Below are 25568 nucleotides of genomic sequence, written 5' to 3' on the forward strand. Positions count from 1 at the left end.
GCATCAGTTTACTTTAGTAAAAACCAAGTTTTTGGACATAATTGCCAAAAAATAAAAAATAAAAATACCTAAAAAAAATGATCGCAAACTTAATATCATTCCACCCCGAACTGCACTAACAATAAACGCTTGAAAATATGTAACAAAAATGAAAATAGATGTAGGATTAGAATTAATTTTAACCAAAATTGACCTATATAGGACAGCAATAAATGCCGAAAAAAATATAGAAGTTATTAGAACACCTAAATTACCAAATGACCAATAGCCATCTATTAACACAAACATACCCATCCCCCCCCCTTGGGAATAAACATCTTTATAAAATACAGAGGCAAATAACTCAGAAGTAGGTAATGGTCTGTTATCATAGAAAATCCTAGGAATAAAAACTAAAAAATCATTAAGCAAATTAACCCCATATGTAAATTCAAAGCCATTATTAATAATTTCATGTTGAAGCTTTTGCAGATTAATACTTGTTTGCAGTTCACTACTATTTTGCAACTTTAAAAATGAAAAGCCATATTGATTATAAAATGATTCAAATAAAGTAATCATTTGAGAAAAATCACTTGCAGATCTAACAATGGGGATAATATTAATAATTACATAAACCCAAAAAAAGCCTACAATCAAAAAAACAGCTTTTATAAAATTTATGGATTTAAAAATATTTGTAGTGAAATATAAATAGAAAAAAATGAACAAAAAATAAGAAACAAAAACTGCTCTCGTACCAGATAGAAATGAATGAACAATTAACAGAGCACAGGGAATAATATATATAATTTTTAGAAGACTTTTTGATTTCTTAAATTGTTCTAAACAACTATAAATTAGTAGAAAAATAGGAGTAGTTTGAAAAAAAATCTCAACAAGTGCAAATTCTTTATTGTTTCTATATTCTAATCTAGAATCAAAAGCAACCTCACCATATGACTTAATGTCTGACAAATCAAATTGAGAAAATATACCTGTAGGATTAACCAAAACACTGATTAAAATATAAAAAAATATTATATATTTAAAAGTGACAGGGTTGACAGAAGGTATAACCTTTACAATAACCTTCGATTTGATAACCCAAAAAAAACCAATATAAAATCCTAGCAAACCCAATATACAGGTAATAAAATATTCTAAGCCTATATTAAACCCAAAACTATTTCCAAAAATATCCTCTTGATTTTCATAGAAGTATAATAAGCCCGCAAATGAATAAATAAAATAAATTAACGGGAACAAAAAAAAAGGACTAAAAAAACTAAATTCACCAGCCTTTTTACTGTAAAAAGTAAAAAGAGTGAACGATAAAAAAAAAATAATTAAATAAATTAAAGTTAGATCCAAGTCTATAAATTATGAAAAAAATTAAATAATCTAAGTCCGTTAATTTTAAGACCAAATATATTCTGAGAAATATTTCTAGCACCGTCGCCTAACTTTTGTCTTAAATCCAAATTTAAAACTAGTCTTTCAATCTGATTAGTAAGCTGCTCAACATTGCCATCTTCAAAAAACAAAACATCTTTTTGATCTGTAAATACTGTTGCTAGTTCACCTGTATTAGACGCTATTATAGGTTTACCCATAGAAGCAAACTCACCAATTATTGTCGGAAATGCATAATCAGTAAAACCATCTTTAAACTGAGGCAAAGCGAAAATATCTGTAGCAGAAAATGTTTCAATTAATTCTTGTTCTGTTAATTTGCCCGTAAAAAATATATACTCTTCCAAAGAATATTCTTTAACTAATGAATATAAATCAGGCTTAAACTTATTATGCGAAACATTGCCTACAAATAATAACAAAATATTTTTATACTTTATACTTAAATTCCTAATTGCCTCAACTAGTAATTCTGAACCCTCATAATACCAATAGGATCCACAAAAAGTAATCAATACCTTATCTGAAAAATTATTTGTAGCTCTAAATTTAATTGCAGACTTATCGCTACATTTAAAATTTAAACTATCAACTAATACCGGCAAAATTAATGTAGGTGTAGATAGAGGTAAACTTCTTTTTAATGATTGATTAATGACAATGTTGAAATCAGTAATTTTATTTAAAATACTTTCAGTTGGTTTAACTATAAATAAAAGTTTAATCTTATTAAGAAAACCAGATCTCATTATCTTATTTTCAGAATGCTTATCACAAATCTCTAATCCAAATTTTATACCAAATACTTTAAATAAAATCATCAAAACGATGCTATCGATAATCGTATTGTAAAATATTACAAAATCATATTTGTTCTTTTTTATTTTTTTAAAACAATCAAAATAAAAATGTAATCGGCTTAACAAGGGGAAATCATATTTTTTCCCAAAAGATATTATTTTAGACTTAAATGATGGAGGTAAATCATAATTGGTAACATTTCTCCATCTAGGTTGTAATATATCTGCTTCAATACCCACCAAATTCAAAGATTCACAAATATTAATAACTCTTCTATCGTTGGCAGATAAAAAATTAAAATTGGGTACGCAAGAATCATATAAAACACCTATCTTCATTTAACTGCTAGATTATATGCTGAAAGGATATTATTCATACAATTACTATACATCAGTTTTTGCTTTTGAATTTTAGAATTATACTTCGCCTTATTTCTAAACTCTTCATCAAGAATCATTTTTCTCAGCAAATATGACATTGCTAAAACATCATTAGGATTAAACTGAAATTCAGGATCACCAATAGTATCTGGTAAGGATGTGACATTTGAACAAATTACGGGTCTCTCAATAAAAATTGCCTCTATTAATGGAAAGCTGCCTGCCTCATATTTAGTTGGAACGACAACAAATAAAGCATTTTGATATAATGAGAATAACGTTTTTTCATTTTGAATTCCGACAAAATGTACTCTTCCTTCAAGACCAAGACTTTTAATAAGTGGCCTAATAGTATCATAATAATAATCATTAATTCCTCCTGTACAAACTAAATTAATCTCGATTTCATTAATTTGAGTAAGAGCGTTTAATAAATTTATATGGTTTTTATGAGGCCAAGTATTTGCTGGATACAATATATATTTAGATGGAATACTTTCATTTAGTGATTCAACAATTTCATGATTGGAATTCAAGAATTTACTAAACCAAAAATCGTTAAAATCTAATAAAACAACTGATATTTTATCAGGAGAAAGATTAAAGTATTTCTGTAAATCTAACTTTACATGTTCATAGCTTACAATTACATGCGAAGCACGATCAAGACAATCCATGTAATTGAAAGATCTGACAAATCTGTCAAAAGCAGAAAAGTATTCTGGATAATGTAGCTCTTGTACATCATGCATAGTACAAATAGTCCTTACATTTACATATGGAGTATATTGAAATGGAGAATGAACAATATCAATTTTATACTTCCTTACTATTCTATTTAAATAACTGTAATAACTAACCCTGAATTTTTTTTGTGCTCTAATTAAAACAAAGTTAATAAACCGAGTTATATTAAATAGAAAACGCTCAAATTTTGATTCTAAACTAATTGAACGATTTATAAGTACAAAGTCTAGCCGTTTAGAACTTTCAATTATATTGAGAAGTTCTTGATCTAAATTATTTGTCAATATAAAATATTGATTACTCAAATCCTTCTCCAGAACTTTTAGTAAACCTAAAGCATATTGCCTTGTACCGCCACTATCTTGAGATAAGTTTGGAACATATAATAAAATTTTCATCAAAAAATTTCAATTTGATTAGTCCTAGTATTAAAAAACTGCATATCCTTTAATATCTTCTGTCTATCAGCAAAAGAATTATAATTTAAACTTCCGTCACTATTTCGACTTTCCCTGAATTTTGACATAATGTAACCACCTTTACAATCAAGAGCTTGGATTTGAGATTTATTTATATCTGCTCTTATAAAATATGCATTATTCCCGGCTGAATTACATCCTACAAATTCGTATCCCTTTTCCAAAGCTAAATCATAAAGAGATAATAAAGATGAACCAGCAAATAAATTACTAAAATGCACATTACCTCGAACAAAATTAGGATCATAAGGAATGGTCAAAGCACGTTCACAACCAAGAATACTATTATATTCCATAATTACAATTTCAGGATTAATAACTTCAATCGCTTTCCAAATCCAATAATCATTTCCATCAATATCAATATGCAATATCCCAACATCTCCAATAAAGCCGTTTTGGGTTAAAATATCATTTATATTTCCCGTGTTAATAAAATGCTTCACTGCTGTAATATCATGCTTCCAATAAATTGTATCATTTTGAATATAATCAATGTTGCTTTGAGAACCATCTATTATTAGTCCTGTCCAATTATCATTTAACAACAAAAATCTAGTGTTAGATTCCAAATAATTCTCTACACCAAATTCAATAAAAGTTTTCGTTTCAATTTTTAGTTTATTTATTAAATATTGAATAATTCCATCATCTCCCCATTGTGAAAAAACTTTAAATTCTGCCTCACTAAGTTTTGAAATATTATTTAAATTCATTTTTAGCAACTTAGCATTTATAACTCCTTGATTATAAATTAATTGCTCAATATTCTCCTTAAATATTCTATTAAATAGAATTCTAAATAACCTTTGTACAATTTGAATAATTCTATTTTTCATCTCGAATATTTATAAACTCTTTAAAGTTTTTAATTGTGATACCTTTATATTGAGCAAGATTCAAAGGTGGATTTATCATCGCCCTAATAAATCTTTTAATTTTATTTTCATCCCACAACTCATCTATTTCTCCATCATATGGACACCCCCTTTTGTAATATTTACCTAGTTGGTTTTGTGGTTCACCAACATATCCACTAATTACCCTGTCAAAAACATTTTCAAATTCCAAAATCGCCTCAAACATAACTCTATTGTATAGATTAACCTGTAAATCCCAATCTTCAAGAACTATTTTTTTTTGAAAAATAATATTCCCTCTATCTATTTTTTCATTTATATAATGGTAAGTATATCCTACTTCATTTTCACCATTAATCATTGCCCAAGTTAAACTACTACAGCCTTTATAATTTGGTAATAAAGATGGGTGTAAATTAAATATTTTATTATTAACCAAACTTATCACTCCATTATCAATAATATACGGATAATAAATACTGCAAATTATATCAGGTAAAAAAGGTAAATTTTCAGAGTTAATTTTATCTAACGAATACGATATATTTCTATCTTTACACAACTGCACTAAATCTGGCACGTAATATTGGGATTCACAAGTATATACAAATACATTATAATTTCTTTTAATTAATATATCTAAGGCTTTGCAACCACTCCAATTATACCCACATAATATCACATTCATAATTTAATATTTAACAGACTAGTTACAATATAAGTTAGATCCTTCTTACTTAAATCTGGATAGCTGGGTAAATTTATTCCTCTTGATGCCAAATCAATCGCTATGGGGAATGTATCTTTAGAATTTAAATACATAGGCATAGTATGTACAGGATAAAAGAGTGGTCGCGTTTCAATTCCTAAGTTTTTCAATTCCAAACGAATTACATCTCGTAAATTTCTATCTGGTACTAGAACAGAGCACATCCAATAAGAGTTAGATACATCTCCTATACTTTCATGAAAGATATAATCTGTGTTTTTAAATGATTCTTGATAAAAATTTGCAATTTCAGACTTCTTTAACAGAATATCATTAACATTTTCTAGTTGAGCAAGTCCAATTGCAGCCTGTATATTTGTCATTCTATAATTATATCCAATAATATCATGCCAATATTCTCGATTGACAGCCAGACCTTGCCCTTTTAAATTAACAACTTTTTCGTACAGCTTTTTATTATTACTAACAACCATTCCACCTTCTCCAGTAGTAATTGTTTTATTTCCAAAAAAGCTAAAAGTAGATATATCACCAAAAGTTCCGACATGTCTATTTTTATATTTTGATCCTATTGCTTCTGCACAATCTTCAATTAAAAAAAGATTATGTTCCTTGGCAATTTTAGATAATTCATCCATATTACATGGGTGACCATATAGGTGAACAACCATAATTGCTTTAGTTTTACTAGTAATTTTATTCTTAATATCTTCCGGATCAATTTGCCAGCTATTTTTAAGTGAATCCACAAAAACAGGTTTAGCACCGGTGTAAGAAATTGCATTAACAGATGCAATATATGTAAGTGTAGGTACAATTACTTCATCCCCTGATGATATATCTAAAGCTAATAATGCCAAATGTAATGCTACAGTACCATTGCAAACACTTGCAGCGTAATCAATATTTATAAATTTCGAAAATTCCGTTTCAAATTGATTTATAAATTTTCCTTTAGAAGAAATCCAAGTAGAATCTAAACATTCATTTACGTACTTTTTTTCATTTCCATTTAAACTTGGACGATAAACAGGGTATAAAAAATTATTCATATGAGTATAATTAGGAAAACCAAATTCCAATTGCCTTGTTGTTTATAATTAGATAATATTGATAAAGTGAAATTAGAGGATTTACAGAAATACTCAAACAAGTAGCTAGTATAATTCCGTCAACATTCATACCAAAATACTTGACAAACAAATAACACAAAGGAATATTTACAATAGAGGCCATTAAGCTTATATAGAACTGAATTTTAATTTTACCAATACCATTTAAAAAATAGACATAAATGTTACTGTATGTAGAAATTAAAATAAAAATTCCCATAAAAATAGTTAGCCTACGTGGCACAATAATACTAGTGCCCAACCAGAACTTATATATATCAGAAGACCAAAAAATTGTAACTAAAACTGCAACTGCAAGTAAAATCCATACAACATTCAAGCCCCAAACAGCTTTTTTAATCCATGTAAAATCAGCCCTTATGAATGCTTCATTAAAAGCAGTCCACAAAGGAGTCAAAATGATTGTCCAAGCAAAAATAAATGAGCTAAATAGTTTATATGGTATATTATATAATGTAACCTCTTTGGGAGAAAACAATGAATTTATAATTAAATTATCTGATGAAAATATCACCAGAGATGCTATTTGAATTGCAAAAAACTTTAAACTGACTGAAAGAATATCAGCGGTATTTGAAAAGTTCACTGTCCCCCAATTTGGGGAAATTAATTTAAACTTATTTTTAAAAAGAAAAATCGATACACAAAACAAAAATATTATAGGTATACCATTCGAAACAATATTTAACCAAAAAAGCTTATTTTGTGTAACAGTTTTTGATAATAATACCAATCCTAAAAATACAAATGCATTAATTATAAAATTATTTCTGGCTACAATATCTGCTCTTTGATGAGCAAACAAAATCGAATTTATTAAATCCAAAATAAATCGAGCAGAAAAAAATATTATTAGTGTTGGCATTAGTATTTTCAAGTTAGCACTATCTGCATTTGATGTTTTAAATACTAAACCCCAATCTATAAAAATGTTACAAAACAAAAAGATTACAATTAAAATCAATACTATAATAAAAAAAATAAAATAAGATGTCGATACCAAAGACCTAGATGTTAATATATTTCCTTGAGTTATATTTTCACATAATTTATTTTTTAATCCATTTCCAATTCCAAGATCTAGCAAGGAAATCCAAGATAAAACAGAACTAATCGTTAGCCAAATTCCATAATTTGAAGAATCTAAGAAATTTAGAAATATTGGTACAGATAAAAAATTTAAAACTACACCAAAGCATTTATAAATCGCTGAATAAAAAATGTTATTTAATTGACCAATAGTTCGTTCACCTAAGTTGTTTTTGTTAAGTATATTTAATTTCATTACATCTTTTCTTTAATCCTAAAACAAAGCTATGAACAGAAATTAAAAAACATAAACTATTTAGAAATTGAATCCCCAACTAAAATTTTTATTTGAAATTTTCTTTTTAATTATATTGATACATTTTTAAATAGTATCAAATCGCTCTCAACCATCTCTTTAACTAAAGCAGGCAAATCGTATTTAGGCTTCCATCCTAATTTAGACTTTGCTTTTGTTGGATCGCCTAATAACAAATCTACCTCAGTTGGTCTATAATATTTAGGGTCAACTCTTACAACTTCACGCCCTAATTCAAGTTGATATTCACCATTACATTTATGTATAAAACCAACTTCATTTTCACCCTCCCCCTTAAATCCTAATTCAATTCCTACTTCAGCAAATGACATTCTTACAAACTCGCGAATCGTAGTCGTTACTCCTGTTGCTAACACAAAATCTTCTGGTATATCTTGCTGTAAAATTAACCACATTCCTTTAATATAATCTTTTGCATGTCCCCAATCTCTTTCAGAGTTTAAATTACCTAAATACAAACAATCTTCCTGTCCTAAAACGATTTTTGCTGTTGCTCTCGTAATTTTTCGAGTAACAAAAGTTTCTCCTCTTTGTGGAGACTCATGATTAAATAAAATTCCATTGCATGCAAACATATCATAGGCTTCTCTATAATTTACTGTAATCCAATAGGCATAAAGCTTTGCAACAGCATAAGGAGACCGAGGATAAAATGGAGTAGTTTCAGATTGTGGAACAGCTTGAACCAAACCATATAACTCAGATGTAGAGGCTTGATAAATTTTTGTCTTCTTAGTCAGTCCTAATAATCGAACTGCTTCTAATATTCTCAATGTACCTATACCATCAGCATTCGCAGTATATTCAGGTGAATCAAAACTTACATGAACATGGCTCATTGCGGCGAGGTTATATATTTCATCAGGTTGAACTTCCTGAATGATCCTTATAAGATTTGTACTGTCAGTTAAATCCCCATAATGCAAATGAAGATTTCGATCCGGTACATGAGGGTCTTGATATAAATGATCAATTCGCTGTGTATTAATTAGTGATGATCTACGTTTAACTCCGTGAACTTCGTAACCTTTTTTCAATAAGAATTCAGCAAGATATGCTCCGTCTTGACCTGTAATTCCTGTAACTAATGCCTTTTTCAAATTAATAAAATTTATCGACCTATACTGTAATATTCTATACCAAATTCCTTTAAATCATCACGCGAATAAAGATTTCTACCATCAAAAATGACTTTATTTTTCAAAATTTGTTCAATTTTTTCAAAATCAGGAATTCTAAATTCCGACCACTCTGTAGCAATAATTAAAGCATCTGCCCCTTTCAATGTTTCATAAGGATTCATTGAATATTTAACAGAATCACCTAAAAGAACTTTCACATTATTCATTGCTTCTGGATCATATGCCGAAATAGTAGCACCTGAATTCAGTAAAGATTGAATAATATATAATGCTGGCGCCTCACGTATATCATCCGTATTGGGCTTGAAAGCCAAGCCCCAAAGAGCAAAATGTTTCCCTTTTAAATCATGATTAAAGTGTGCTTCAATTTTTGGAATCAAATGAGTCTTTTGAATCTCATTTACCCTTTCAACTGATTTCAAAATTTGAAAATCGTAATTAACTTCCTCTGATGACTTGATTAATGCTTGCACATCCTTTGGGAAGCAAGATCCTCCATAACCAATACCAGGAAAAAGGAATCGTTTACCAATGCGTTTATCACTTCCAATACCACGTCGCACCATATCAACATCCGCCCCTAAACGCTCACACAGTTGAGCAATTTCATTCATGAATGAGATTTTAGTAGCAAGAAATGAATTAGCAGCATATTTGGTTAACTCAGCACTTTTTTCATCCATATAAATGACTGGATTCCCTTGACGCACGAAGGGTGCATAGAGATCTCCCATCACTTTTTTCGCACGATCAGAACTTGCCCCAATAACAACACGATCCGGTTTCATAAAGTCTTCCACAGCAACTCCCTCACGTAAAAATTCAGGATTGCTAACCACATCAAATTCAACTTTGGCATGTTTTGCAATAGCAGCCCTAACTTTATCGGCTGTACCTACTGGAACAGTACTTTTATCAACAATGACCTTATAGTCTTCTAATAAATATCCTAATTGATCTGCTACTCCCAATACATACTTTAGGTCAGCACTGCCATCTTCTCCTGAGGGAGTTGGCAATGCCAAAAATACAATTTGAGCTCCCTGAATACCTGATTTTAAATCAGTGGTAAATTTCAAGCGGCAATCTCTCAGGTTCTTAAGAAACATCTTCTCCAGACCTGGTTCATAGATCGTAATCTCTCCTTGAACTAATCTTTCAATTTTAGCTTGATCAATATCAACACAAGTGACTGTATTTCCTGTCTCTGCAAAACAAGTTCCTGAAACTAGTCCTACATAACCTGTACCTATTACTGCTATTTTCATTTTACTGTATTTGCGCACCAAACTGCGCACCAAACCTTTTTATTTTTGATGATTTGCGTTAATCTGAAATTTTAAATAAAACTATTTAACGCTGTAAATCAACGAATTAATGATTTACGATTATTTGAGTATATGAGTGAGCCGAATGGACCACACTAATATATCCTCACCTTGCTTCCGCCAAAACCATTGAAGCGTTCTATGTCTTTAACTACTCCGTAGCGGATGCTTTTGTTGAGGATGGGTTCTACTTTGTCTATGAGTTGAATCAGGTAGTTTTTGTCTATTTTGCCAATGATTAATAAGTCAATCAAGGGCGAATCGACACCTGAGGCGAGGTCTCCGGTAAGGTACACTTCTTGAACGTTACCGAGTTTCTTGATAATATCCTCTACCAGCGTTTCAATGCCAGCATATTTCATCACTATACCGCGGATCGATTGAAACATGGGGTGAGAGTCATTGACGGAGTATTGTTTGACTTTCGTGTTATCTGCCTCCTCAGTCTCTTTGATCAAACTCATATCACGCAGTTTTCCCAATTCCAAACGGACCGTATTGGAACTGACATCAAAATCTCTCTCTAGTCCACGTAAATGGACCCTGGAGTCTGGATTAATAAAAAGCTTGAATAATAACCTGGCGCGAATTTTGCCAGAAAAGAGTTGATCGATCAATGAATAAAGTAATAGAGGCCTTCCACGGCTTCGCCATCCTCAGTCCCATAAAAAATGTTCCTAAGCATGACACAATATTGAGTAGTAAATTTACTGATATTGTTTCAGTTTAGGAACAAAAATTATGTAAAAAATGTGTAATTATATATATTATTACTAATTATGGGTTATGGGATATGGGTTATGAGTTATGGGTTATGAGTTATGAATTATGAATTTTTTTTTGAATTCAAATTGAATCTAAACTCATAACCCATAACCTAAAACTCATAACTCATAACAACAACGCATAACCCATAACCCATAACCCATAACTCATAACTCATAATAGCTCTCCCACCCCTTCCTAGGCGCTGGTCCTTGAAGCATCATATTCGCCTCTTTGTGGTTCGTGATTTGCTTTTTCTTCGGGTCGAAGTCTAATTGGGCATTGAACTTTTGAGCGATGACGCCTAAAGAGAATACCTGACTTAATGGGCCAGCAATGGAAAATGGAGATCTTGTCTTCTCTTGTCCTAAGCAGGCTTTTAGGTAATTGGCATAATGGTTGGATGGTGAAACTGGAACTTCTGGGAGTTTCAAATCTTTGGCTGAATCGCCTAATATGCTGAGCGTGGAGCCATGGGAACCGCCTTTGAAGGTTAATTCTTTGCCGTAAATGATCTTGCCGGGATTCAAATTGGAGGACTGAATCTTGCCATTACTTGCTGCTGGGATGTTCGGGTCTAGGGCTGAATTGCCAAAGTTGTCAGGTAATGGAGGTAAATTATTGATGCCATCGTACCAGGTAATGTCCATGGCTGGCATGTCTTTGCGGGCTGCGAATTTGAATTGAATGGTGGATGACTGCGGATAGAAGAAGGAATTGTGCCCGTCTGCACGCAACATGTTGATGTTGGTTGGCAAGCCTAATTCCAAAAACTCATGGGCGGTGTCCATCAAGTGCGCACCCCAGTCGCCCAATGCCCCTAAGCCGAAATCGAACCAACAACGCCATTGGCCATTGACGAAATCTTTGTTATAGTCGTGCTTTTGCACCACTCCATGCCATAAATCCCAATCTAAAGTAGATGGAATTGACTCCGCTGCTGGGAATGATTTAATAGTTGTATCCCATCCATGCCATCTTCGTGGTGAGTTCATGTGGGCCGACATGGCTGTTATATCTTTAATAATGCCTGCTTCTTTCCAAGCCTTGAACTGGAAATAATTGCCTTCCGAGTGTCCTTGGTTACCCATTTGGGTCACTAATTTTGGATTTTTCTTGGCAGCAGCCATCATGATTTCAATCTCTTGGAAGGTACGTGCCATTGGTTTTTCCACAAATACGTGCTTGCCAGATTTCAAGGCATGCATTGTTATGGGGAAATGTGAGTGATCGGGTACGCCAATTAACACGGCATCAAAATCTTTTCCCATTTTATCGAACATCACGCGATAATCTTGGAAACGAGGAACGTCTGGGAATTTCTGAAGAACTGGCAGGGTTTGAGAAGCACCCATGTCCACATCGCAGAATGCTACAAATTCGGCTAAGCCGGTTTTCGACATCGACATCACATCGTTGCCGCCTTGGTTACCGATACCAATACAAGCTAGTCGAACTTTTTCGCCTTGAAAATTTTTAAGGATTCCGAAAGACGAAACAAAAGGTAAAGAAGATAAAAGCGTTGCCTTCTTGACGAAATCGCGCCTAGAAGCATTAGTTGTATTTTTTTCCATGAGGTTTAGATTTGATTTTCTAAACTAAGGAAAAAAAATGAAAAATCTACTCGGTTTTTTCTTTATTGAAAATTTCAAATGCCTGTGGTTTAAGCTGGTAACAGACAAAACGCTTGTCCTCATCGAGCGTAACCCTAAAAATGGCATCGTGTAGGTCAAAATTTTCTAAGTAAAAATTATTGAAATTAGTAATAAACTTGGAACGGTATTGTCGCTGGGTATCAAAAGCCTTTTGGTCGCAACCCAGTATTTTAGAAATTTCTTCGGTGGTAAACATGTAATCTAGCCCTTTGATATGTACGAATTCCATTAAACTTCTTCCGCCAGATGGAAATAAAGACCAAATGGAGTCATTTTCATTGGTTGAATGGGAAGACCGAGTATGGGAATTTTTGCTAGATTTTGAAAATTTAAAAAAGGATAAAATACCGATGGTTAAGGTTAGAATTAATATCAAAATCTCTCTCCAGAATTTAGGCACAATTTGAGGCTCATAAAAATTAGAGATTTTTACTGAATATTTACGGAGATCAGCAACGGACATGGAATCCAACATTTTCTTATCATTGCCTTTGGTAAAACCTTTGCGGTATGAATAAATCATATTTCCAACAGCATAATTTTCTTGAACGGATCCAAAAAATAATTTATTGGGGCCATCATATCTAAAAATTTCATTGGAAACTGGATCAATCCAAATCCCATATTGGTAGGAATCGATTACATAAAATAATTCCTTTAAAAAATTCAAATGGTTTAAGGCCATGTTGTATTTCATCAGGACAGAGGTAGAAACATTACCTAAATATTTCCATTGCATGGTTTTCAAATCCAATTCAAAATAACGTACGTAATCTTGTTTAGAGTAATCGTAATCTTTCCCTGGTTCAATGGCGTAAATTTTATCTTTCTCAACATCATACCCCGCGAAATCAACTAATATACGATCTGGAACCACCTCACCGTACGTATTCACCATTTCCCACTCTTTCTTTTTAAAATCGTAAGATGTTAAAGTGGCATTGCTTTTCCAGAAACCAGAACCCCCTAATGAGAAAAGTTTTTCTTTTCTGTAAAACTGTAGAGCAAGAAAATTGTACCCCCTGTAATAAGTTTCATCAATGCGTGTAAAAGTGGCTTCTTTTCTATTGTATAGAAATACAAATCCAGTACCAGGAACCGTAAAAAACACTTCAGAATCATTTTTACGAAACCCATTAACCACTAGGTTATCTGAAGAAAAAAGATCTGTAACCGAAAAATTAACTAATTTGAAGGGATGAGTGTTGAGAACTTGGTGGGTAAAATTTTCGGTTTGAATTTGCTGTGTTTGTAAATTAAACACTTCAAAGGTTTTAGACTTAGAATCTAAATAGGTAAATTGAAATGAGCCAGCATTTAAAAAGTATGTGTAAAAAGTCATACACATAATCAGTATCTTGTATCTCATACGCTTCAAAATAGGGTGATATATTGAAACAAAAAAATATAAAAATTTAGTAATAAATGAGAAATAACACGTTTATTACATATATACACATATTTTTATACCTTTAAAATTTGGTACAATTTTAGGCAAATTTCTTGAGATGTGAAATTTTCCAAAAACAATTTTCTACTATTTTTGGCATTACTTATTAAGCTATTTTTCGAGTTTGTAAAATTTTCTAAAATATTTATAAGTTCCTGAAAATCAGGATCAATAACTATTCCTGCTTGATAAGCTTTTACAGATTGAGCAAAACCGATGCGACTACTAAAAATACAAGATTTGCCATAAGCAATAGCTTCTAAAGCAGCAATTGAAAATCCTTCAGAATAGGAAGGTAAAACAAAGGTATTGCAACGCTTAAATAAATAATCTTTTTCGGCACCTTGCACCATACCTGAGACAAATCTGTCCTTATTTGGATAATTGCTACAATATTCATTTAATTGAGGTGAAAAATCATCCTCTGGTCCGGCTATAATTAATTTAAATTGACCCGGCAGTTTTTGGGAAAATTCTTGAAAAGCAGCAAGCAAAATATCCAGTCCCTTTTTAAAGGAAATTCTGCTGAGAAATAAAAATACCTGTTCAGATTGTCCAATAAATTGTTCAATCGATTGTACAAATTCAGGATTTGGATCGCCGAAGTTTTGCTCCAAAGGATCCTCGATGCCATTACCAATAAAAAATATTTGTTCCTTTTTATGTGGGAATAATTGCAGTAAAGTAGCGTATTCCTCATCATTCATGGCATGCAATATATCTGCACGCGCTAAGCATCGCTTTTGGAACAAGAGCCAGAATATCTTTTTAATCCATTTAGATTTCTGCATCATGAAAGGATCCAAAAATCCGTGAATGGTAACAATTTTTTTGGCTCTATTGGGAATAAGGAAAGGCAAAATGGTGCCGAAATGCCATAAGCCGTGAATATGTATATAATCGTAGGCATTTCTGTTTTTCCAAAACCAGGTAGCCATAACCATCGAAAAATCGGGTAGTATTCGCGCCAGGAAACCTTTAGGGAATTCGTGCACACGCATACCCGTAGCAAGCTCATATCTATTCTGTTCCGGGAACATGGGACTTGCCACCTCAATCTGCATACCTTTCGATACTTGAAATTTCGAATGGTTTAGGATAAAACTAGAAGGTCCGCCGGTTTCCCAGCTGTAAGAACAAAAATGAAGTAAAGACTTGTGAGTGCTCATAGAATATTTCACAAAGGTATTAAAAGTTTTAAGCGATTCCGCAAACCGTCCTTTAGACGCTGTGGAGATAGGACTTGAAACTCGTCTAAATGTTGAAAAATGAAATCTTCCAATTCGCGATTAATTTCCATTTTTAGTTCTATAATATAAGTCGCCTCTGTTTCCGACAATTTTTGAGAAGCATGGATCGGATATTTTTTCAAATAATTTAGCAGCCAAGAATTGGATTTCAGAGCTAATTCAATACGTTCGGGTTTTTGTCCAGCCGCTTGTTGGCTAATGATGCCAAGAATATGGTCAAAATAGGTATTGGGTTTAAAATCGGTAGAGATGCGTACCTCATATTTTTCGGGGAGCGAGTTTACTTCCAAAATTCGGTCCAAGGCAAAGCACCAGAGGTCATTTACATTTGGACGGACCAGATGCGAATCCTTTTTAATTGGGTAAAACAATAGGTACCAACCCGTGTACCAGCCATTATTGTATTCCTTAATCAAAACAGGTAAACCCTTCAAACGCTTCAGTCCGGAACTTTGTTTCAAACCCTTGTGCACCAGTTCCACCACTTCCAAGCGATAAATCTTTTCCATGAGCGGCTCCAGCCATTGTTCGCCCGATCGCTCACCATCCTTAATCAATTGCAGCACTGGCCAAGTAACCTCTTGGTGGTATTTGGAGAGTCGGTTTTCGAGACCGATGGCTGCTAATTTCTGAAAAATACCCTTTCCGGTGCCATCGGTAAACAAGTGTTTGTTCAATTCGATGGACTGCGACAATTGCTCCATTTCTTGCTGAGAGAATCCTGAAAAGGCAGTGAGGTTTTCACGGATGAGGTAGAATTCATTGCGTGCACGGGAGAATTTAATGAGCTCCCCCTCCTTTTCCAGATCGGGAAAACGTTCGGCGAGCAAGTCCTTTAAATCGCGCATATCGCGATTAAAACTTCGTTCGGAATAGGAAGGCAAATCAAATTTTTCTGTCAAATAGTGAGAAAAAGACTGAAAATTGACCGTAAAGCCCTTTTTCATCAAACAATTGTTCAATTCACGAATTCTATCGAGTGTATTCATTTGCAAGTAAACCGCCACATTTTGGCGGTTTACAAAGATACATTTGTATCAATAAATCATACAAATTATGAACGCAAAAAATTTAGGAAGTAAGCAAAAACCAGGTATTTTGGCTATTTATTTTCAGGCTGCGGCTGGATTGGTACAATTTTTACATTTGGCAGACGAGCCAGAGAATGCCAAGGCTTGGGAATGGTCGTTTGTATCTAGCTGTTTTTGTGCTACGTTTTTCTTGGGATTTTTACCCATATTTTTTTATTCGATACAGGAATTGATTTTATGGGAAAAAATTATTTTGGTGAGTCACTTGGCGTTTTTAAGTATAGGTACACTATTGAATAAAATTTACAAGTAATTTGTATATTAGTATTCTAAACCTATTAAAGATGATATACGGATTGGGCCTTTTGGCCTTCAGTTACATTGCTGGACAATTGTTTGGCGATTTCCTTGGAGAATTAATTGGAGTGCAGGCGAATGTGGGAGGGGTTGGATTTGCCATGTTGTTACTCGTTTTATTGCACAATTATTGCAAGAAAAAGAATTGGGTAAAGGGTTCATTCGATGAAGGCATCAGCTTTTGGTCGCAATTGTATATCCCTGTAATTGTGGCAATGTCGGCGAGTCAAAACGCAGTTTTAGCCTTTAAAAATGGTTTTTTACCCCTGATTGCGGGTGTTGGAATTGTGGCGCTTGGGTTTATATTGGTTCCAGTTGTTTCAAAAATCAAATAGTAGCAGGATGGATGTTTTAGGATTTTTTGAGAAAAATGGAATGGTGACCGGATTTTTGGTCATTGCGGTAATCATGCTTTTGGCGGAACAAATTTCAGTAAGAATTTTGCACAAAAAAATACCCGGATCAGCCATAGCGATTGTCATGGGATTGTTTTTAGCCTATTGGGGCGGCATGCAGACAGGAGGAGAAAAGGGAATTGCGGATATTCCGTTTTTTGGCGGGTTTAAATTAGTGGGTGGCTCCATGTTTCGTGATTTTTGCATTGTTTCTACGGCCTTGGGAGTTAGTTTTCCGGTCATTTTAGAGGCAGGAAAAGCAGGAATTATTTCTTTGGCAATGGGATTAGCCGTAACCTTTGTATTTGGAGTAATTATAGGATTAGGCTTTGGTTACAGAGATGCCGAAAGTTTGGCAACTATTGGAGCAGGGACATTGACCTTTATTGTGGGTCCCGTAACCGGTTCTGCTTTAGGGGCAAGTTCAGACGTTATTGCCTTGAGTGTGGCCACAGGCGTGGTGAAGGCCATTGGAGTGACTATTTTCACTCCATTGATTGCGAAAAAGATTCATTTAGACAATCCACATTCGGCCATGGTATTTGGCGGATTGATGGGTACTACTAGTGGAGTAGCAGCGGGATTGGCTGCTACCGACCAGAAATTAGTGCCTTACGGGGCTTTAACAGCCACATTTTATACTGGATTGGGCTGTTTGCTTTGTCCGTCTGTATTTTATTTGGTGTTAAAAATGTTCTTTTAGAAAAGCTTTTTCAATTCATTTTTGGTCACCTTACCCATGGCATTTCGTGGTAATTCCTCCACGAATAGGTATTTTCTGGGCACACGGTACGCGGGCATTTTTGTCCGCATGAATTGATTCAATGCATCGGAAGAAGTGTTTTTATCTGAAAGAATCACCACGGCTGCTACTACTTCTCCCCATTCTTCATCGGGTAAACCAATGACTGAACAATCGGAAACACCCGAATGTGTTCTAAGGACCTCTTCAATTTCAAGGGCTGATAATTTATAGCCACCCGATTTAATGATATCGGTGGAGTTTCGGCCAAGGATTTTGTAATAACCGTCAGCTATTTCCGCCACGTCACCTGTTTTGAACCAGCCGTCCACAAAAGACTCCTCAGTAGCTTTCTGTTTGCCCCAGTATTCTTTAAATACGTTAGGACCTTTGATTTGGATTTCACCCGGTTGTCCAGTTACTTCCTTATTTTGTTCGTCTACCAAACGCACCTGTACGCCCGGCAATGGCATCCCCACGTGTCCGGCCCTTCTTTCTCCGTGATAAGGATTTGAGATGGCCATTCCGATTTCTGTCATGCCGTAACGTTCCAACAAACGTTGTCCACTCAAGGCTTCCCATTTTTCCATGACGGAAACAGGAAGTGCAGCAGAACCCGAAATCATTAATCTGAATTTCGACATGATTTGCTTGTAATAGGTACGTTTTTCGTCGGAAAGTGATTCTAAATAAGTAATTAATTTAAAATAAATGGTTGGAACGGCCATGAATACATTCAATTGTCCTTTTTCAAAAGCCGCAAAAATACCTTCTGGACTAAAAGAAGGCATAAATTCTACTTTACCACCCACATATAAGGTACAAGAAATCACGTTGATGATTCCATGGATATGATGTAAAGGTAAAACACAAAGTGTATGGTCATTGGCAGTATATTCCCATGCTTCAACTAGTGATTTTATTTGTGCTTCTATGGTATGATGCGTGGTTAGCACCCCTTTTGGAAGGCTTGTTGTACCGGAGGTGTAAAGGATCATTGCTCCTCTCGACATTTCAATACTTGGCAGCGTTCCACTTTCCACTTTACACTTTCCAGTTTCCACTTCCTCCCCAATTACGATTAGTCGGATATTATTTGCAGAACAATAGTCGGCAACTAAAGATTTAAAATTTTCGGAGCAAATGAAGGTTTTAGCACCTGTATCTTCCAAGATATATTGAATAGAATCCATGGGATGAGCAACCGCGATGGGAACCGCAATGCCTCCGGCCAACCAGATACCCCATTGGGTAGCTACGTAGTTGAAACCAGGGTTAACCATAAATGCGACCGCAGATGACGCAGATAAGTTTATGGAAACAGCTATTTCCTTAGCCTTATCTAACAATTGGGCATAGGTAAATGATTGTCCGTCAGAAATAATGGCAATTGAATCTCTATATTTGAGCGAATTAGTTTGAAAATAATACATGTTAAAATAAGGATAATTTTAGGTCAATTTCTTTTAATTTTCCATTTACAATAGACTCCAATTCATCTGAAATCACACATTCAAGATCCGAAACAGCTGTTTTCTTTAGTTTGGAAATTTCACGTAAAATTTCTTCATCTGATTTAGCATCTAACATGTTCAATTTATTAGAAACTAATTGACAATTGTAAGAAATCTGCTTGACCAAAGGTAGCAAAGGCTGCAGATTTATAGATTTTTTAGATTTTTTTTCAACGTAAGTATACAAAGATGCCCATTTGTTCAATTGGGCAATCAATTGATTTCGTTTCTCTACATTTAGTTTATCTTGTAAATAAGTTTGAATCAAATCTCTAAATTCCATTTTAGCATAAGAATCTGATGGTAATGCATCTGCAAATTGCTCGAAATGTGAAAACTGATTAGATGTAGGTTGGGTCATAACATTCATCAAGCGTTTAAAACCTCTCAGAGGAGTTAGGATTCCGAATAATTCTCTGTCGGTATCAGAGAGGGCTTCACCTAATAAAACTTGCAGGTGATTTTCAGATTGGGCCTGATGTTGCAATCCTAAACTAATCAAATGTTGGTCGAAAGCTTGGAGATTCTGATAAAAAGAGCTCACATTTTGTTCTTCTTTTGCAGACCACAAACGAGCGGCGACTGATATTGCACGAGGCCAAATACGCAGTTCAAAATTATTTTTATCAACCAATTCGGTCCAAATAGCTGCTTCTCCACCTAAAACACCCTCATCGGATTTCAAATTTAAGATTTCAGGATTCATGTAATGAAAGGCCGAAGACATAAAATAATCCAGATAAAAACCGCGAGAAATTATTGTTTGCTGCTGATTGCTCGCTACTTCATGAGCCTGTAAAACCTTTCCCATCATAGCAGGTTTCCATAATTGCACAAGCATATCCTTGCTCATATTTGGATGAAAACCCTCCTCCCAGACAACGGTTTTCTTTCCAATTTTTTTTAGGATTTGATTTAATCGTTCTCCAAAATAAGCTTGCAATTCATGTTCATTCGCAATCTTTTTGCTTTTCATAAAAGCTTGAATGGAAGGATTATTTTTCCAAGCAATGCCATTGTTTTCATCCATGCCTATATGAAAATAAGGACTTGGAAATAATGCAGCCATCTCCTTAAACAATCCTTCTAAAAATTTATAGGTCTTTTCATTTGCCGGATTAATGGTAGGTGTAGCCTGCGAATTAATCATTTGAGTAATCGACATCAGATTTACCTTCGCACCTTCTTCAATAACAAATCGAGGGCCAATGGTGTATTCCTTATCTTCAGAAGCTAAATCTCGATAACCAACAAACCAACTTTTTGAATGTCCCGGTAAATCAAATTCAGGAATTACTTCAATATTTCTTTCAGTTGCATAGGAAACAATTTTTGCAATTTCTGCCTGCGTAAAATACTCCCCATTTGAACCCTTTTGGTGCAATAAAGGATACTTTTTAGATTCGATCCGAAAGCCCTCATCGTCGGAAAGATGCAAATGTAGCACATTCATTTTGGATGCAGCCATTGCATCAATACTTCTTTGAATTCGATCCAATGGAATAAAATGTCTAGCTACATCAATCATTAATCCACGATGTTTAAATCGTGGCCAATCGGAAATTTTAACTTGAGGTAAAAAATAGCTTACAGAATCTGATTGAATCAATTGGGCTAATGACTCCAATCCATGTAAAATACCAGCATCTGATTTTGCTTTTAAGGAAATATCCGATTGAATTTTTAATTCGTATTCTTCTAAAGATGACGATTGGCCCTTCCATTTTTCATCTACTTGCAAATTCAAATCACTTGGTAAAGAAGACAAATTAGATACTTTTATCAATGTCTTTTTCTCCCAATTGAATTGAAATCTATTGATTGCTTGACGTATCTTCTCCGATTGATCTTGAGAAATTACAATATTTAATTTTTTGTTGAATCGCAATCTGCCATTTGAAACTTCAACTTTTTGGGGGATTGGTAAAATTGGTATTTTCTGTGCAAAAGTGGATATAAACAAGCACAACCAAAGCAAAATGCTTAGGGATATTTTTTTCATATTAAGGTTTAGAATAATTACTGCAATTTATTCAAAAATGCTTGAATTTCAGAAGCAATTTGAGGTATATCTTGATTATTCATGCATTTAAAATGACCTTTCGGACATTTTTTTAATCCAAAATGGGAACATGGCTGACAAGACAAACCAGGAACTAAGGCATCGTATTTGAAATTTTGGGCCTTATCGGGGTAAAATGGATAAAATTGTAATTTAGGGGCAGTTCCACCCCATAGCATGATCAAGTCTTTTGAAAAAGCACAAGAAATATGCATCAAACCGGTGTCATGTGCTACTACCAAAGCAGCATCTCTAACCAGCATGACAGATTGATGTAAATTAAATTGTCCGCAGGTATTCCAGACCTTATCGGGGAAATGCTTTGCAATTTCTAGACCTTCTTCTTCCTCCTTTTTACCTCCAATAACTAATACTTTGGCATCAATTTTGCTAATGAGTTCAATGATTTTATGTGTTGGAAGTTTTTTGGTAAAATAAGTCGCACCAATAACTAAGGCAACATAATTCTTTTGAAAAGGTGCTGGAATCTCTGGAGCAATTGTTTCTTTTGGTATAAAATAGTCCTGACCCTTGCCATCATAACTTACTCCCAAGGGTGCCAGCGTATCCACAAAACGAAGAACAATATGTCGCTTGGGCATTAAATTAATCCCAAATTTTGTCAATAAAAAACGTTGAAAAATTGCCTTATTATAAGAAAAAGCAGGTTTTCTCAAAGCCAATTTCAATCGTAAGGTTCTCAGATTTTTATGCAAATCGATGACATAATCGAAATTTTCTTGTTTTAGAGAATTTACAAGTTCCGAGAAACTATCATCTAGGTAATGAAATTTAGTAATATAGGGATTACCCTCTGTTACTGCCTTCATCGACAATTTTGTCGCATAATGTATCTCTACATTTGGTATTTGCAATTTAGCGCAGCGAATGGCGGCACTTGTAAGCGCAATATCACCTATGGAGGAAAAACGGAGGAAGAGAAGGCGCATATTTAATTGTTAATTGTTAATTGTTAATGGTTAATGGTTAATTGTTAATTGTTAATGGTTAATGGTTAATGGTTAATGGTTGATGGTTGATGGTTGATTGTTAATGGCTAATGGTTAATGGTTAATGGTTAATGGTTAATGGTTAATGGTTAATGGTTAATGGTTAATGGTTGATGGTTAATGGTTGATGGTTAATGGTTAATGGTTAATGGTTAATGGTTAATTAGATAAAAAATAAGTTTTTTTATACAAATTATAAGTCTTTTATTTCTTTTAAAATATTGGATAAAATACCTTTACCGTATAACCACAAAAATATGAAACAAAATATAATTAAAGATAAATCTTCAATCTTTGCAATAGAAATAGTCAAATTTTGCGAAATACTTTTTAAAAATAAAGAATTTATAATTTCTAATCAATTAAAAAAATCAGGAACAAGTATTGGAGCACAAATTAGGGAAGCCGAACATGCACAATCCAAAGCAGATTTTGTCAATAAATTAAGTATTGCTCAGAAGGAGACGAATGAAACGATCTATTGGCTGGAAATTTTATATAATCTAGAATTTACAGATAAAGAGGAAATTCAAAAATTACAGAATTCAGTTATTGAATTATTAAAAATTTTAACTTCAATTATAAAGAGTTCCAAAAAAAATCTTAAACATTAAACATCAACCATTAACAATCAACCATTAACAATTAACAATTAACAATTAACAATTAAACTACTCCGTCCACCCATTCTGCCCATTCAGAGGCATGCAGCCGATGAATTTGCCGGGGATTGGGTCATAAACTAAAAAGTCTTTTCCAATTTTTTCGGAAGAAAAATAGCCCATTAATGTTAAGCTTTTGAATCGTCGAAAAAAGGTAATCGGTGCTGGATTTTCAACTAAGACTATACCCCACATAGTAGGAGGAAAATGAGGGGAATCAGCATCTAATCGGGTTAATAATTTTTCTTTTTGTTCTTTAGCTAGGCTCAAATATGGCTTGGTAAACTGGAGAATCGCTTGCTGATCTAACTCTTGAATACCTTCTTGAAAAGCCTTTTGATCCTTTTTGCTCATGGTATCTTTAACCATCAAGGCAATAAATTCGGGCACTTTTAATTCAATGGCGCCAGGACTTTGCGTTTTTGGACAAATAGTTTCTGCAATATCTTGCACCATTGACCACTGAAATTCATTAAAAATTGTAGGTATGTCTGCAGATGTTTTTTCCCAATCGGAAAGAATTTTGCCAATTTTTGTTTGACTCATAGCAAGCCCTAACAGAGCTGCACTATTTTTGATATATTCTCTTCTGTCCATGGCTTACAAATTTTTCTTTTTAAGTTCTGAAACGGCAAAATTCACGGCCCTTGCAGTTAAGGCCATATAGGTAATACTTGGATTCACGCAATTGGCTGAAGTCATACAAGAACCATCGGTAACGAAAACATTTGGTACACCATGTATTTGATTGTGTGCATTTAATACTGAAGTTTTCGGATCTCTACCCATTCGAGCAGTACCCATTTCGTGAATTCCGTTTCCGAATCCACCCACATTATCAAATGTAGCTACATTTTTAAATCCAGAGGCTTCCAACATTTCTGCGGCATCAGTTGCCATCCGCTTGCGCATTTTCCACTCATTATCCTTCAAACCTGCATCCAATACTAATTGTGGGATTCCCCATTTATCTTTTAATGTTTCATGTAAAGTCACTTGATTTTCGTGGTAAGGAAGTGTTTCGCCAAAGCCCATCAAACCCATAGACCATCCGCCAGGTTTCATTAAACCATCCTTGAATTCGGCTCCAACACCGGCGATACTGTTGCCTCTTCCCCAATCGGCTCGACCAGAATTGGCAGCTTGGTAATCGTACCCTCGTAAAAATTCTGGCACTTTGGTTTGCGGAGAAATATTAACAAATTTTGGAATGAACAAAGAAGTGGGTTTTCGACCCTTGTAATACATATCCTCAAAACCATCAAAAGTTGCCGTTGCACCCACATGGTAGTGATGATCCATCAAATTATGCCCTAATTCACCCGAATCATTTCCTAATCCATTCGGGTAACGAGCAGATTTCGAATTCAACAAAATCTGTGTTGTCCCTAAAGTTGAGGCGCATACAAAAACAATTTTGGCTGCATATTCAACAACCTCAAACGTTTCTGCATCAATCACTCGAACACCCTTTGCTTTATTCGTTTTTGGATCCATTATAATAGAATGAACGATGGCATTTGGTCGAATCGTTAAATTTCCTGTTCGATTGGCTGCAGGTAAAGTAGCAGAATTGCTACTAAAATAGGCACCATACGGACAACCGCGAGAGCATCTATTTCTGTTTTGACATTCACTTCTTCCTAATTCAATGTGCCAGGGTTGCGCTTTAGTAATATGTGCAATTCGACCAATCGTAACCGGTCTATTTTTGAATTTCTTTTCCATTTCAGTGCGGAAATGTTTTTCCACACAATTCATTTCAAATGGGGGCAAAAACTCTCCATCTGGTAAATGGTCGAGCCCCATTTTCTCGCCAGAAACCCCAATGAATTTCTCCACATAGGAATACCAAGGCGCAATATCCTTATAACGAATAGGCCAATCGATTCCAATTCCTTCACGAATATTCGATTCGAAATCATAATCCGACCAACGATACACTTGTTTTCCCCAAGTTAGGGAACGGCCCCCTACCTGATTGCCTCGAATCCAGTCGAAACGTTGCTTTTCTTGGTAAGGATTTTCGAGGTCATTGGTAAAAAAGTGTTTGGTAGAATCGCCAACAAATCCGGATCTGATTTGAACGTGATGTTTTTGGGTATCTTCCAAAGTCATGGCTCCGCGGTGTTCCATGTCCCAGGAATCCATGCTCATAGTTGGATAATCCTCCACATGTTTCACCATTCGGCCTTTTTCAATCACTAAGGTTTTAAGTCCCTTTTCACATAGTTCTTTCGCGGCCCAACCCCCAGATATACCTGAACCGATTACAATTGCATCAAATTTTTTCATAGTTCAATAGTTTTCCACT

Annotated in this window: 23 protein-coding genes; 4 read left to right on the top strand and 19 right to left on the bottom strand. The window is 34.2% G+C overall.

Annotation, left to right across the window (positions count from 1 at the left end; genetic code table 11):
• Positions 1 to 3: 3 nt before the first annotated feature.
• The 14 genes from EOJ36_RS04050 to EOJ36_RS04115 form a co-directional block, all read right to left on the bottom strand.
• A complete protein-coding gene (locus EOJ36_RS04050; RefSeq protein WP_164847836.1) occupies positions 4 to 1353 on the bottom strand; it encodes an O-antigen polymerase in 1350 nt (449 codons plus the stop codon).
• A 2-nt stretch (positions 1354 to 1355) separates the two neighbouring features.
• Positions 1356 to 2534 (bottom strand): glycosyltransferase family 4 protein, encoded by a 1179-nt coding sequence (locus EOJ36_RS04055; RefSeq protein ID WP_127802755.1) that lies wholly within the window; start codon positions 2532 to 2534, stop codon positions 1356 to 1358.
• Entirely contained in the window at positions 2531 to 3721 is a 1191-nt protein-coding gene (locus EOJ36_RS04060) for a glycosyltransferase family 4 protein (RefSeq protein WP_127802756.1), read from the bottom strand. Before EOJ36_RS04060 ends, EOJ36_RS04055 begins: the two co-directional genes overlap by 4 nt.
• The gene (locus tag EOJ36_RS04065; RefSeq protein ID WP_127802757.1) at positions 3721 to 4641 is read right to left on the bottom strand and encodes a hypothetical protein; all 921 of its coding nucleotides are present in this window, start codon (positions 4639 to 4641) and stop codon (positions 3721 to 3723) included. Before EOJ36_RS04065 ends, EOJ36_RS04060 begins: the two co-directional genes overlap by 1 nt.
• The gene (locus EOJ36_RS04070) at positions 4631 to 5350 is read right to left on the bottom strand and encodes a formyltransferase family protein (protein ID WP_127802758.1); all 720 of its coding nucleotides are present in this window, start codon (positions 5348 to 5350) and stop codon (positions 4631 to 4633) included. The genes EOJ36_RS04065 and EOJ36_RS04070 overlap by 11 nt, the downstream gene beginning before the upstream one ends.
• Positions 5347 to 6444, bottom strand: coding sequence for a DegT/DnrJ/EryC1/StrS family aminotransferase (locus tag EOJ36_RS04075; protein ID WP_127803420.1), 1098 nt, complete (start codon positions 6442 to 6444; stop codon positions 5347 to 5349). Before EOJ36_RS04075 ends, EOJ36_RS04070 begins: the two co-directional genes overlap by 4 nt.
• A 10-nt stretch (positions 6445 to 6454) precedes the next feature.
• A complete protein-coding gene (locus EOJ36_RS04080; RefSeq protein WP_127802759.1) occupies positions 6455 to 7810 on the bottom strand; it encodes a lipopolysaccharide biosynthesis protein in 1356 nt (451 codons plus the stop codon).
• Between the two features lie 110 nt (positions 7811 to 7920).
• Entirely contained in the window at positions 7921 to 8991 is a 1071-nt protein-coding gene (gene gmd, locus EOJ36_RS04085) for a GDP-mannose 4,6-dehydratase (RefSeq protein WP_127802760.1), read from the bottom strand.
• Between the two features lie 11 nt (positions 8992 to 9002).
• Complete coding sequence (locus EOJ36_RS04090; protein ID WP_127802761.1) at positions 9003 to 10301, bottom strand: UDP-glucose dehydrogenase family protein; 1299 nt, start codon at positions 10299 to 10301, stop codon at positions 9003 to 9005.
• Between the two features lie 155 nt (positions 10302 to 10456).
• Positions 10457 to 10978: an ArsR family transcriptional regulator gene (locus EOJ36_RS04095; RefSeq protein ID WP_127802762.1), complete on the bottom strand. Its 522-nt coding sequence runs from the start codon at positions 10976 to 10978 to the stop codon at positions 10457 to 10459.
• A gap of 315 nt (positions 10979 to 11293) precedes the next feature.
• Positions 11294 to 12700 carry a Gfo/Idh/MocA family oxidoreductase gene (locus EOJ36_RS04100; protein ID WP_127802763.1) on the bottom strand — a complete coding sequence of 469 codons (1407 nt, stop codon included), beginning with the start codon at positions 12698 to 12700 and terminating at the stop codon, positions 11294 to 11296.
• Positions 12701 to 12746: 46 nt separating this feature from the next.
• Positions 12747 to 14150, bottom strand: coding sequence for a hypothetical protein (locus tag EOJ36_RS04105; RefSeq protein ID WP_127802764.1), 1404 nt, complete (start codon positions 14148 to 14150; stop codon positions 12747 to 12749).
• Positions 14151 to 14245: 95 nt separating this feature from the next.
• The gene (locus EOJ36_RS04110) at positions 14246 to 15400 is read right to left on the bottom strand and encodes a glycosyltransferase (RefSeq protein WP_127802765.1); all 1155 of its coding nucleotides are present in this window, start codon (positions 15398 to 15400) and stop codon (positions 14246 to 14248) included.
• 8 nt (positions 15401 to 15408) lie between these two features.
• On the bottom strand, positions 15409 to 16470 hold the full coding sequence (locus EOJ36_RS04115) for a helix-turn-helix transcriptional regulator (RefSeq protein ID WP_127802766.1): 1062 nt from the start codon (positions 16468 to 16470) through the stop codon (positions 15409 to 15411).
• A gap of 67 nt (positions 16471 to 16537) precedes the next feature.
• Between EOJ36_RS04115 and EOJ36_RS04120 the strand changes: the two genes are divergently transcribed.
• The 3 genes from EOJ36_RS04120 to madM are packed head-to-tail and all read left to right on the top strand — an operon-like array spanning position 16538 to position 17967.
• Positions 16538 to 16825: a hypothetical protein gene (locus EOJ36_RS04120; RefSeq protein WP_127802767.1), complete on the top strand. Its 288-nt coding sequence runs from the start codon at positions 16538 to 16540 to the stop codon at positions 16823 to 16825.
• 31 nt (positions 16826 to 16856) lie between these two features.
• Positions 16857 to 17204, top strand: a complete 348-nt coding sequence (locus tag EOJ36_RS04125) for a malonate transporter subunit MadL (protein WP_127802768.1) — start codon at positions 16857 to 16859, stop codon at positions 17202 to 17204.
• Between the two features lie 7 nt (positions 17205 to 17211).
• Positions 17212 to 17967 (top strand): malonate transporter subunit MadM, encoded by a 756-nt coding sequence (gene madM / locus EOJ36_RS04130; RefSeq protein WP_127802769.1) that lies wholly within the window; start codon positions 17212 to 17214, stop codon positions 17965 to 17967.
• Here madM and EOJ36_RS04135 read toward each other — a convergent pair.
• The 3 genes from EOJ36_RS04135 to EOJ36_RS04145 are packed head-to-tail and all read right to left on the bottom strand — an operon-like array spanning position 17964 to position 22532.
• Positions 17964 to 19439: an acyl-CoA synthetase gene (locus EOJ36_RS04135; protein ID WP_127802770.1), complete on the bottom strand. Its 1476-nt coding sequence runs from the start codon at positions 19437 to 19439 to the stop codon at positions 17964 to 17966. The genes madM and EOJ36_RS04135 overlap by 4 nt on opposite strands.
• A gap of 1 nt (position 19440) precedes the next feature.
• Positions 19441 to 21522, bottom strand: coding sequence for a beta-N-acetylhexosaminidase (locus EOJ36_RS04140; RefSeq protein WP_127802771.1), 2082 nt, complete (start codon positions 21520 to 21522; stop codon positions 19441 to 19443).
• A 17-nt stretch (positions 21523 to 21539) separates the two neighbouring features.
• The gene (locus EOJ36_RS04145; RefSeq protein WP_127802772.1) at positions 21540 to 22532 is read right to left on the bottom strand and encodes a glycosyltransferase family 9 protein; all 993 of its coding nucleotides are present in this window, start codon (positions 22530 to 22532) and stop codon (positions 21540 to 21542) included.
• Positions 22533 to 22849: 317 nt separating this feature from the next.
• Between EOJ36_RS04145 and EOJ36_RS04150 the strand changes: the two genes are divergently transcribed.
• Positions 22850 to 23206, top strand: coding sequence for a four helix bundle protein (locus EOJ36_RS04150; protein WP_127802773.1), 357 nt, complete (start codon positions 22850 to 22852; stop codon positions 23204 to 23206).
• A gap of 57 nt (positions 23207 to 23263) precedes the next feature.
• Here EOJ36_RS04150 and EOJ36_RS04155 read toward each other — a convergent pair whose 3' ends face one another.
• Positions 23264 to 23851 carry a gluconate 2-dehydrogenase subunit 3 family protein gene (locus EOJ36_RS04155; protein WP_127802774.1) on the bottom strand — a complete coding sequence of 196 codons (588 nt, stop codon included), beginning with the start codon at positions 23849 to 23851 and terminating at the stop codon, positions 23264 to 23266.
• Positions 23852 to 23854: 3 nt separating this feature from the next.
• Positions 23855 to 25549 carry a GMC oxidoreductase gene (locus EOJ36_RS04160; RefSeq protein ID WP_127802775.1) on the bottom strand — a complete coding sequence of 565 codons (1695 nt, stop codon included), beginning with the start codon at positions 25547 to 25549 and terminating at the stop codon, positions 23855 to 23857.
• Positions 25550 to 25568 lie beyond the last annotated feature (19 nt).

Origin of the sequence: Sandaracinomonas limnophila, assembly GCF_004005965.1 — a bacterium.
Lineage (GTDB): Bacteria > Bacteroidota > Bacteroidia > Cytophagales > Spirosomataceae > Sandaracinomonas > Sandaracinomonas limnophila.

Coding starts and splice junctions, on each gene's coding strand:
- EOJ36_RS04070 (WP_127802758.1), bottom strand. CDS start 5,350: ATGAATGTGATATTATGTGGGTATAATTGGAGTGGTTGCAAAGCCTTA.
- EOJ36_RS04065 (WP_127802757.1), bottom strand. CDS start 4,641: ATGAAAAATAGAATTATTCAAATTGTACAAAGGTTATTTAGAATTCTA.
- EOJ36_RS04145 (WP_127802772.1), bottom strand. CDS start 22,532: ATGCGCCTTCTCTTCCTCCGTTTTTCCTCCATAGGTGATATTGCGCTT.
- EOJ36_RS04125 (WP_127802768.1), top strand. CDS start 16,857: ATGATATACGGATTGGGCCTTTTGGCCTTCAGTTACATTGCTGGACAA.
- EOJ36_RS04155 (WP_127802774.1), bottom strand. CDS start 23,851: ATGGACAGAAGAGAATATATCAAAAATAGTGCAGCTCTGTTAGGGCTT.
- EOJ36_RS04100 (WP_127802763.1), bottom strand. CDS start 12,700: ATGGAAAAAAATACAACTAATGCTTCTAGGCGCGATTTCGTCAAGAAG.
- madM (WP_127802769.1), top strand. CDS start 17,212: ATGGATGTTTTAGGATTTTTTGAGAAAAATGGAATGGTGACCGGATTT.
- EOJ36_RS04160 (WP_127802775.1), bottom strand. CDS start 25,549: ATGAAAAAATTTGATGCAATTGTAATCGGTTCAGGTATATCTGGGGGT.
- EOJ36_RS04135 (WP_127802770.1), bottom strand. CDS start 19,439: ATGTATTATTTTCAAACTAATTCGCTCAAATATAGAGATTCAATTGCC.
- EOJ36_RS04090 (WP_127802761.1), bottom strand. CDS start 10,301: ATGAAAATAGCAGTAATAGGTACAGGTTATGTAGGACTAGTTTCAGGA.
- EOJ36_RS04075 (WP_127803420.1), bottom strand. CDS start 6,444: ATGAATAATTTTTTATACCCTGTTTATCGTCCAAGTTTAAATGGAAAT.
- EOJ36_RS04120 (WP_127802767.1), top strand. CDS start 16,538: ATGAACGCAAAAAATTTAGGAAGTAAGCAAAAACCAGGTATTTTGGCT.
- EOJ36_RS04080 (WP_127802759.1), bottom strand. CDS start 7,810: ATGAAATTAAATATACTTAACAAAAACAACTTAGGTGAACGAACTATT.
- EOJ36_RS04140 (WP_127802771.1), bottom strand. CDS start 21,522: ATGAAAAAAATATCCCTAAGCATTTTGCTTTGGTTGTGCTTGTTTATA.
- EOJ36_RS04060 (WP_127802756.1), bottom strand. CDS start 3,721: ATGAAAATTTTATTATATGTTCCAAACTTATCTCAAGATAGTGGCGGT.
- EOJ36_RS04110 (WP_127802765.1), bottom strand. CDS start 15,400: ATGAGCACTCACAAGTCTTTACTTCATTTTTGTTCTTACAGCTGGGAA.
- EOJ36_RS04105 (WP_127802764.1), bottom strand. CDS start 14,150: ATGAGATACAAGATACTGATTATGTGTATGACTTTTTACACATACTTT.
- EOJ36_RS04150 (WP_127802773.1), top strand. CDS start 22,850: ATGAAACAAAATATAATTAAAGATAAATCTTCAATCTTTGCAATAGAA.
- EOJ36_RS04055 (WP_127802755.1), bottom strand. CDS start 2,534: ATGAAGATAGGTGTTTTATATGATTCTTGCGTACCCAATTTTAATTTT.
- EOJ36_RS04115 (WP_127802766.1), bottom strand. CDS start 16,470: ATGAATACACTCGATAGAATTCGTGAATTGAACAATTGTTTGATGAAA.